Genomic DNA, 9,287 nt, shown 5'->3' on the forward strand with positions numbered 1-9,287 from the left:
CCCACAGGACTCCAGTTCAGGGGGGCGTTCTCCGGTTTCCCTGCGAACGCCCCTGTCTCACGTGAGACCATGCCCAATACTCATAATTCGGGCACCCATGCGGGAGGTAAGGCAGTCATGGCCTCGGAGCAGTCCAGCCAGTCCCACCTGCCTCCGGCGTGGCCGGAGGCGGCGGAACCGACGCCCACGTGGGCGAACGACTCCCTTGGCACCTCTCCTCGCCTTCCCTTCCCCCCGCTCTCCCCGGACCGGCCCCAGCCGGCCGACGACTCCTCGGGCTCCTCCGCCGGCAACGGCTGGGACCAGACGGGCACTCCACAGACAAGCAACGGCTGGAACCAGGCGAGCACCCCGCAGACGAGCGGCGGCTGGGAGCACACGAGCACCCCGCAGACGAGCACCGGCTGGGACCAGGCCGCCGCCACCCGGCCGGGCACCGGCTGGGACCAGACGAGTGCCTCCCCGGCGGGGACGTCCGGCGGTGGCGGCTGGGAGCAGGCCGCCCCGTCCCCGAACGGCGGCTGGGAGCAGGCGATGTCCCAGAGCGGCTTCCAGGACGGCCGGGACCAGGCCGCCGTCTCCTCGCCGGGCGAGGGCTGGGACCGTGCCGCCTCGGCTCCGGCCGGTAACGGCCACAAGGCCGCCGACGACTCCTCCCGGTCCTCCTCCGGTAACGGCTGGGACCAGGCGAGCACCCCGCAGACAAGCGGCGGCTGGGGCCACACGAGCACTCCGCAGACGGGCACCGGCTGGGATCACACGAGCACTCCGCAGACGAGCGGCGGCTGGGGCCACACGAGTACCCCGCAGACGAGCGGCGGCTGGGGCCACACGAGTACCCCGCAGACGAGCGGCGGCTGGGACCAGGCGGGCGCTTCCCCCTCGGCGGTGCCCCAGGCGGGCGCCTCCGCGGCGAGTACCCCCCTGGCCGACGGGACCGACGGCAGCTGGGCGGACGCCTTCACCCCGCCGAAGTACGACGACGAGCCGCAGCAGGACGGCGCACCGGCCGGCACCGAGTCGTGGGACGTCCCGCCGCTCCCCTCGCGGGAGCCCGGGGCCTCGCTCTCGGCGTCGAAGGCGAGCGGCGGCGGCGACGTGTGGCCGACGCCCGCCCAGACCGGCGGTGCCGGCTGGCCGTCCGCGTCCCCCGCCACGAACGCCGGCTGGCCGTCCACCACCCCGGCCGCGGACAACGCCGTGTGGTCTCCCTCCACCCCGGCCACGGACAACGCCGGCTGGCCATCCACCACCCCCGCCGCGGACAACGCCGGTTGGCCGTCCACCGGCCCGGCCACGGACAACGCCGTGTGGCCTCCGGCCGCGAGCGCCACCTGGCCGTCCGCGACCCCGGCGGACGGCACCGCGTGGCCGCCCACCGCCTCCACCGCTCCCGCCGCGAACGCCGGGCAGCCGTCCGCGACCCCGGCGGACAACGGGTGGCCGTCCACCACCCCGGCCGCGGACAACGCCGTGTGGTCTCCCTCCATCCCGGTCGCGGACAACGGATGGCCGTCCGCCACCCCGGGCGACGGCGCCGGACGGCCGTCCGGCGTCCCCACGGACAACGCCGTGTGGCCGCCCGCGGCCGCCGAGGCGCAGAACCCGCTCTCCCCCTCCTGGGGGAACGCCCAGCCTCCCGTCCAGTCCCCCGTGACTCCCTTCGGGGAGGCTTCCGCCGCCAACGGTGCCTCCCCTGACGGCGGGGCTCCTTTCGGCAACGGTGGCACGCCGGGCGGCTTCGGCGTGCCGAACAATCCCGCCCTGTGGGCCCTGGCCTCGACCACCGCGCCGGAGGCCCCCGCCGGGGCGCCGCCCTCCCCGGGAGCGCCCCAGCCGTACGGGATGCCCCAGGCGGGCGCGTACCCCGCTCAGGACGTGCCTCCGGGACCGCCTCCCGGCGGCCTCGTCTACCCGCCACAGGCTCAGCAGCCCGGCCCCGGCCGCCAGCCCCAGCCGGGACAGCCCGGGCAGCACCCGCAGGGCCAGCCGGGTCACCACCTGAGCCAGGACCCCTCCGACCCCTACCGGCCGTTCGTCACCGCGGGCCAGATCAGCGGCCCGAAGACCCCGCCGCCCGAGCGCCAGCAGGAGCTGTGGGACACGGTCTTCGGCGACAACTACCAGGCCATGGGGGACGAGGACGATCTCGACGGGCAGGGCAGGCCCGTCTGGGTCTTCGCGCTCGCGGGCTCGGTGGTGATCGCGCTCGTCGGCGCGCTGATCTGGGCGTTCATGGCCGGACCGCTGGCCCCCAGCAAGGAGGAGCCCACTCCGCAGGCCAAGCCCTCCGCCTCTCCGAAGAAGCCCGTGAAGTCCCAGACGATCGGGCGTCTGCCGCGTTTCCCCGGCAAGGCCTCGCCGGTTTCCGGCATCGTCTCCGACCAGGCGGCGGCGATCAGCGTGCCGCACCTCGGCGGCCCCTGGCGGGAGGACCAGCGCCGGACCGTGCCCACGGTCTACGGCTTCACCACCCGCCAGTACGTTCCCGCCGGTACGGACTCGGCGGGCAGGGCGCAGTTCGCCCAGCTGATGTCGGGCGTGCTGTCACCTCGTCTGAAGGACAAGTACACCTCGCCGGAGAACCTGGCCCCGGTGATCAACGCGGTGGCCCTGGGCGCGCGCAAGAAGTTCTTCCCCGAGGGGAACATCGCCCGCAAGACCGCCCAGCAGCCGCTGTCCGTCAACGGCCTGCCGGGGCAGCTCGCCGCCTACGAGATCACCGCGGGCGACTCGAAGACCACCCTTGTCGTGGCGATCGTGAGCACCGGCGCCGACCTGCCCTCGGTCGTCTACATGTCGGTGCCCGACAGCAAGAAGGAACTGCTGCCGGACATCAACACCGTCTTCAAGTCGATCCAGGCCGTTTCCTCGTAGCCTTCAGAACGTGCACTCCATGTGCTTGATGCCGTTGATGAAGCTGGAGTGGAGCCGTTCCGGCCTGCCGCCCTCGATCCGGGGGAGGCACCGGAGCAGCTCGCGGAACATCACGGTGATCTCGCGGCGGGCCAGGTGGGCGCCCAGGCAGAAGTGCGGGCCGGGCCCGCCGTACCCGACGTGGGGGTTGGGGCTGCGCAGGATGTCGAAGCGCAGCGGGTCGGGGAAGACGCTCTCGTCGCGGTTGGCCGCCCAGTAGTACAGGACGGCCTTCTGGCCCCGGCGGTAGAGCCGGCCGTTCATCTCGTGGTCTCTGGTGACCTTGCGGCGCATGAAGTTCACCGGGGAGGCCAGGCGGACGATCTCCTCGACCGCGCCGGGGAGGCGGCCCTCGACGTCCTCCAGGAGCAAAGCGCGCTGGCCGGGGTTCTCGGTGAACAGCCGCAGGCCGTGCGAGATGGCGTTGCGGGTGGTCTCGTTGCCCGCGACGACCAGCAGGATGAAGAACGAGCCGAGTTCCTGGGCGGTCAGCCGTTCGCCGTCGATGTTGGCGTTGACCAGGGACGAGATGAGGTCGCCCGTGGGGTGTTCGAGGCGGTGCGCGGCGAGGTCCTGGACGAGCCCCTGCAGCTCCATCCCGGCGGTCAGCAGTTTCTCCGCCACGGTGGTCATGTCGTCGCCGCCGTACTCGGGGTCGAAGCCGCCGAGGATCAGGTTGGAGCGGTCGAGGACGAAGCCGTAGTCCTTCTCCGGGATGCCCATCATGTCGCAGATGATCTTCAGGGGCAGTCTGGCCGCCACCTCGGCGACGAAGTCGCAGCCGGGCCCCTTGGCGATCAGGTCGTCCACGATGCGCGAGGACGCCGCCTCGACGTCGGCCTCGAACTGTTTGATCATCTTGGGGGTGAACGTCCGGGAGACGATCCGGCGCAGCCTGGCGTGCCGGGGATCGTCCATGTTGATCATCGACCCGAAGTACTCGGTGAACTCGGGCGGCATGTCCGGGATGTTGGTCGCCCCGCCGTCGCCCGAGCAGAACACCTCGGGGTTACGGCTGACCTCCAGGATGTCGGCGTGCTTGACCAGCGCGTAGTAGCCGGGCCCCTTCGGCGCGTAGGGGACGTCCATCTCCTCGTAGAAGGCCGGGTGCTCCAGGTCTCGCAGGAGCCGGAATGCGTGCTCCCGCTCCCGCATGGGCCTGGCCCAGAAGGTGGGATCCGACAGGTCGAAGTCGGCGGTGGAGGTGATCTCCTTCCGCCCGGCCGGCGTTCCGCTCATGCCGTCAATCATTTTCGCAAGCGACCACTTACGTCAATGGAGCGCGTCAGAAGTCACATTCGAGGCGCTTGATGCCGTTGAGGAAACTGGAGCGCAGACGGACGGGCTCACCGACGGAGCGGATGTGCGGGAGCCGGGTGAACAGTTCGCGGAACATCACGATGATCTCGCGGCGGGCCAGGTGGGCGCCCAGGCAGAAGTGCGGCCCCGGGCCGCCGAAGGCCACGTGAGCGCCTCCCGCCCGCAGGATGTCGAAGCGGTAGGGATCGGTGAAGACGGCCTCGTCACGGTTGGCCGCCCAGTAGTAGAGCAGCACCTTGTCGCCCTTGTGATACAGGTGACCGTTCATCTCGTGGTCGCGGGTGAGGGTGCGGCGCATCCAGGCGACCGGGGAGGCCAGGCGGACGATCTCCTCGACCGCGCCGGGGAGGCGGCCCTCGACGTCCTCCAGGAGCAGGGCGCGCTGACGGGGGTTCTCGGTGAACAGCCGCAGGCCGTGCGAGATGGCGTTGCGGGTGGTCTCGTTGCCCGCGACGACCAGCAGGATGAAGAACGAGCCGAGCTCCCGCATCGTCAGCTTCTCACCGTCGATGTTGGCGCTGGTCAACGCGGTGATGAGCGTGTCGTCTCCCTGGGCGACCAGGGAGACGACGAGGTCCTGCAGCCGCTGTCCCGCGCTGAGGAGCAGTTCGGCGGCGCGGTCGACGTCCTCGATGAACTCCGGGTCGCCCCCGGACAGGATGACGTTGGAGGCCTCGAACACGGTCCGGTAGTGCTCGGCGCCGATGCCCATCATGTCGCAGATGATCTTCAAGGGAAGCCGGGCGGCCACCTCGGTGACGAAGTCGCAGCCGGGCCCCTTGGCGATCAGGTCGTCCACGATCCGGGCCGCCTCGCCCCGCACCCTCTCCTCGAACTGTTTGATCATCTTGGGGGTGAACGTCCGGGAGACGATCCGGCGCAGCCTGGCGTGCCGGGGATCGTCCATGTTGATCATCGACCCGAAGTACTCGCCGAACTCGGGCCCCAGATCGTGGATCGCGGTCGCGCCCCGGCCGGAGCAGAAGATCTCGGGGTTGCGGCTGGCCTCGACGATGTCGGCGTGTCTCACCAGGGCGTAGTAGCCCGTCCCGGGGGTCGCGAAGCCGATGTCGGGCTCGGCGAACCTGACCGGGGCGGGCTGGGCGCGCAGCAGCGCGAAGGCGGCCTCTCGCTCGGCCATCGGCCGCTCCCAGAAGGCGACGTCCGACAGGTCGATGTCCGACAGCGAAACAGTCACACCAGCCCCCAATAGAACCGTGTTCGGTTTGCCGATCCCGCCACACCACCTACGGCCCGGCCGGTCCGGTGCGAGACCGTCCGCCGCCCGGGCTCATCCCGGGCGGCGAAGATCGTCCCGGCCGTGGGGGACGGCCCGTCGGCGGAACACATCCCCACGCCGACGACGCCGGCGGCGACGGTCCCGATCCCCATGGGCGGAACCTAACATTCGTCTGGCGATGAGGTGTCAGGATTCTCCACAGAGCACTCCACGGATCGGAAACCGTCACGCGACGGGGACAATGGGACCGCTTCCAGCGGAACCCCCTCAGGGTGCGCCGGTGATGAGGGCGGCGCCCTTTTCGGCGATCATGACGGTGGGGGCGTGGGTGTGCCCCCGGTTGATCACCGGCATGACCGAGGCGTCGGCGACGCGCAGGGCCTCGACGCCGCGGACCCTCAGCTCCGGATCCACCACCGCGTCGGCGTCCTCGCCCATCCGGCAGGTACCGACCGGATGGTAGAGGGTCTCGCTCCGCTCGCGGATCCAGCGGACGAGTTCCTCGTCGGTCTCCGCGCCCCAGTACGGGTTCATCGGCGGCCCGGCGAACGGCAGGAGCGCCGTGGTCGCGAACAGCTCCTTGGCCTTTCTCAGCCCGGCGACCTGCCGCCTGACGTCGGCCTCCGCCGTCAGGTAGGCGGGGTCGATCACCACCTCGCGGTCCTTCAAGGAGATCCGGCCGCGGCTCTCCGGGCGCAGGAGGATCGAGGCGATGGTCAGGCCGTGGCCGGGCGGCGGGGTGAGGCCGTGGTCGATGAAGGGCCCGGGGGCGAAGATCAGCTCGATGTCCGGCGCAGGCTCCTCCGGGGAGCTGCGGACGAAGGCCACCGCCTCACCGACGTTCGAGGTGAGCATGCCGCTCCGGCCGACCAGGAAGCGCAGCAGGTTGCCGATCGACTCGGCGCCCGCGAGCGTGATCGGCCTGGGACAGTGCAGGATGACGCCGGAGGCCAGATGGTCCTGGAGGTTGGCGCCCACCTGGGGAAGGTCGCGGACCGGCTCTATCCCCTCGGCCAGCAGGTCGTCGGCCGGACCGATGCCCGACAGCATCAGCAGGTGCGGCGAGCCGACCGCCCCGGCCGCCAGGACGACCTCCCTGCGCGCCCGCACGATCGAGGTCCCCCCGGCCGTCCCGCTCCGGCCGTCCCCGGCCCGGCCGGCGCCCCCTGTGGCCGCGCCGTACTCGACGCCGGTCGCTCGCCCGTTCTCGACCAGCACCCTGCGCACGTGGCGGGAGGTCAGCACGGTGAGGTTGGGCCTTCTCGCCGCGGGCCTCAGGTAGGCGTCGGCGGAGCTGCAGCGGTGGCCCCGGTCCTGGGTCACGGGGGTCTGGGAGCAGCCCTCGTTCGAGGGGCCGTTCAGCTCGTCGAGCCGGGTCAGCCCTACCTCCTCGCAGGCCCGCAGGAACACCGCGGTCAGCGGGTTGGGGCTGCGCAGCTCGGAGATGGGGATCGGGCCCGCCGTGCCGTACACGCCGCCGTGGTTGGAGCCGACGCGGCGCTCGGCCCGCTGGAAGTACGGCAGGACCTCGTCGTAGGACCAGCCGGGCACCTGCCAGCCGTCGTAGTCGATCCGGTGCCCGCGGACCCACATCTGGGCGTTCATCGAGGAGGAGCCGCCGAGCATCCGGCCGCGCGGCCAGTAGAGCCGCCTGCCGGACAGCCCGGACTGCTCGGCGGTGGTGAAGTCCCAGTCGTAGCCGGTCTTGAAGAGCTTGGCGAACCCGGCCGGCATCCGGATCTCCAGCCTGTCGTCCGCGCCTCCGGCCTCGATGAGGGCCACCGTCGTCGCGGGATCGGCGGACAGCCGGTTGGCCAGCACGCATCCCGCGGATCCGGCCCCCACGATCACGTAGTCGTACTCCATGTGTCCACTGACCCTTCGTCGCGCGAACGGGACGGCCCGCCCTCCAGGTAGGCGACCGCCGTCCACCTACCTACGGGCGTTTTTCCTGTCAATTTGTAACCAACGGTTACCTATCGGTAGATATCTCGGCCTGAAATCATGAGACGGCTCATAGCTCGCCCGGAGGAGGACGCCCATGCTCAACCTGTCGATCGTCTTGGAGGACAGCGCCCGTCAGCAGCCCGACCGTACCGCGATCGTCTTCGGTGACCTGCGACTGCCGTACTCGCTGGTCGACACCATCGCCAACCAGGTCGCCAACCTGCTGGTCTCCAGGGGCGTCGGCAAGGGGGACAAGGTCGCGCTGGCGTGCCCGAACCTGCCCTACTTCCCCTTCGCGTACTACGGCATCCTCAAGACGGGCGCCACGGTCGTGCCGCTCAACGTGCTGCTGCAGCCCAGGGAGATCGCCTACCACCTCCGGGACGCCGAGGCCAAGGCGTTCTTCTGCTTCGAGGGCACTCCCGAGCTGCCGCTGGGCGAGCGCGGGCGGGCGGCCTTCGAGGAGACGGAGGTGACGGAGCACTTCTTCGTGCTCCCGGCCACCGCGTTCGCCGTCGAGTCCGAGTACGGCGAGACCCTGTGGGCGGCGCTGGACGGCGTGTCCGGCGTGTTCGAGACCGTGCAGACCGCGCCGGACGACACCGCGGTGATCCTCTACACCAGCGGCACCACGGGCCGGCCGAAGGGCGCCGAGCTGAGCCACCAGAACATGCTGCTCAACGCCATGGTCTCCGACGAGATGTTCCCGCACGCCGAGGAGGGCGACGCCTTCCTGGCCGCGCTGCCGCTGTTCCACTCCTTCGGCCAGACCACCGTGATGAACCTGGGCTTCCGGCGCCGGGCCACCGTGGTGCTCATGCCGCGCTTCGAGCCGGGCCCGGCCCTGGAGCTGATGCGCGCGGAGAACGTCACGCTGTTCGCGGGCGTGCCGACGATGTACTGGGCCATGCTGAGCAAGGTTCACGCCGACGGCGACGAGGTGCCGCCCTCGCTGAGGGTCCCGGTCTCCGGCGGCGCCTCCCTGCCCGCCGAGGTGCTCAGGGACTTCGAGGCCACCTTCGGGATCGGCATCCTGGAGGGCTACGGCCTGTCGGAGACCTCCCCGGTGGCCAGCTTCAACCAGCCCGGCAGGCCCACCAAGCCCGGCACGATCGGCACGCCGGTCTGGGGCGTCGAGATGAGGCTGATCGACCCCGACTGGAAGACGGTCGAGGGCGACGTGCCCGGGGAGATCGCGATCCGCGGCCACAACGTGATGAAGGGCTACTACAACCGGCCCGAGGAGACCGCCGAGGCCATGCGGGACGGCTGGTTCCGCACCGGCGACATCGCCGTCCGCGACGCGGACGGCTACTACACGATCATCGACCGGGCCAAGGACATGATCATCCGAGGCGGCTTCAACGTCTACCCGCGCGAGGTCGAAGAGGTCCTGATGGCCCATCCGGAGGTCTCCCTCGCCGCGGTGGTCGGGATCCCCCACGACTCGCACGGCGAGGAGGTCAAGGCCTACGTCATCCGGATCCCCGGGGCGAAGACCAGCGAGGAGGAGCTGATCGGCTGGTCCAGGGAGAACATGGCGGCCTACAAGTATCCGCGCCTCGTCGAGTTCCGTGACGCTCTCCCGATGACCGCGACCGGCAAGATCCTCAAGCGCGAGCTGAGGTAGGCGCTCGGACCGCCCACCGGAGTCTCCCACAATAATTGGATACCGCTACAAAAGCCGTTCGGAAAGCAATTCCCGAAAAGCCAGGCCAGGTCGCTCCCATACCCTGAGCGGGATATATGGATATATCCGGATATTGAGGTAGGGGAGGCCGTCCCGCCCCGTACGGCGGGCGCCCACCGGCGTACGCCCCCGGCCGAAGTGCCGCGGGGCGCGGGCCGGGGCGGGCCGGGGGCG

The 9,287-nt window shown here is 70.8% G+C and carries 5 protein-coding genes; 2 read left to right on the forward strand and 3 right to left on the reverse strand.

All coding sequences use genetic code 11. The annotated features are described in order from the left end of the window. The first annotated feature begins 117 nt into the window (after positions 1-117). Positions 118-2,877, forward strand: coding sequence for a hypothetical protein (locus AB0N02_RS27805; protein WP_363952328.1), 2,760 nt, complete (start codon positions 118-120; stop codon positions 2,875-2,877). 3 nt (positions 2,878-2,880) lie between these two features. Here the strand turns inward: AB0N02_RS27805 and AB0N02_RS27810 are convergent, their stop codons facing one another. The 3 genes from AB0N02_RS27810 to AB0N02_RS27820 all read right to left on the reverse strand — a co-directional run bounded on the left by AB0N02_RS27810 (position 2,881) and on the right by AB0N02_RS27820 (position 7,342). Continuing rightward, positions 2,881-4,155: a cytochrome P450 gene (locus AB0N02_RS27810; protein ID WP_363952331.1), complete on the reverse strand. Its 1,275-nt coding sequence runs from the start codon at positions 4,153-4,155 to the stop codon at positions 2,881-2,883. A gap of 46 nt (positions 4,156-4,201) precedes the next feature. Beyond that, positions 4,202-5,377, reverse strand: coding sequence for a cytochrome P450 (locus AB0N02_RS27815; RefSeq protein ID WP_363952571.1), 1,176 nt, complete (start codon positions 5,375-5,377; stop codon positions 4,202-4,204). Positions 5,378-5,743: 366 nt separating this feature from the next. Beyond that, entirely contained in the window at positions 5,744-7,342 is a 1,599-nt protein-coding gene (locus AB0N02_RS27820) for a GMC family oxidoreductase N-terminal domain-containing protein (protein ID WP_363952333.1), read from the reverse strand. 175 nt (positions 7,343-7,517) lie between these two features. Between AB0N02_RS27820 and AB0N02_RS27825 the strand changes: the two genes are divergently transcribed. After that, positions 7,518-9,053, forward strand: coding sequence for a long-chain fatty acid--CoA ligase (locus AB0N02_RS27825; protein WP_363952335.1), 1,536 nt, complete (start codon positions 7,518-7,520; stop codon positions 9,051-9,053). Positions 9,054-9,287 lie beyond the last annotated feature (234 nt).

It is taken from the genome of Streptosporangium sp. NPDC051022 (assembly GCF_040683035.1).
Taxonomy (GTDB): domain Bacteria; phylum Actinomycetota; class Actinomycetes; order Streptosporangiales; family Streptosporangiaceae; genus Streptosporangium.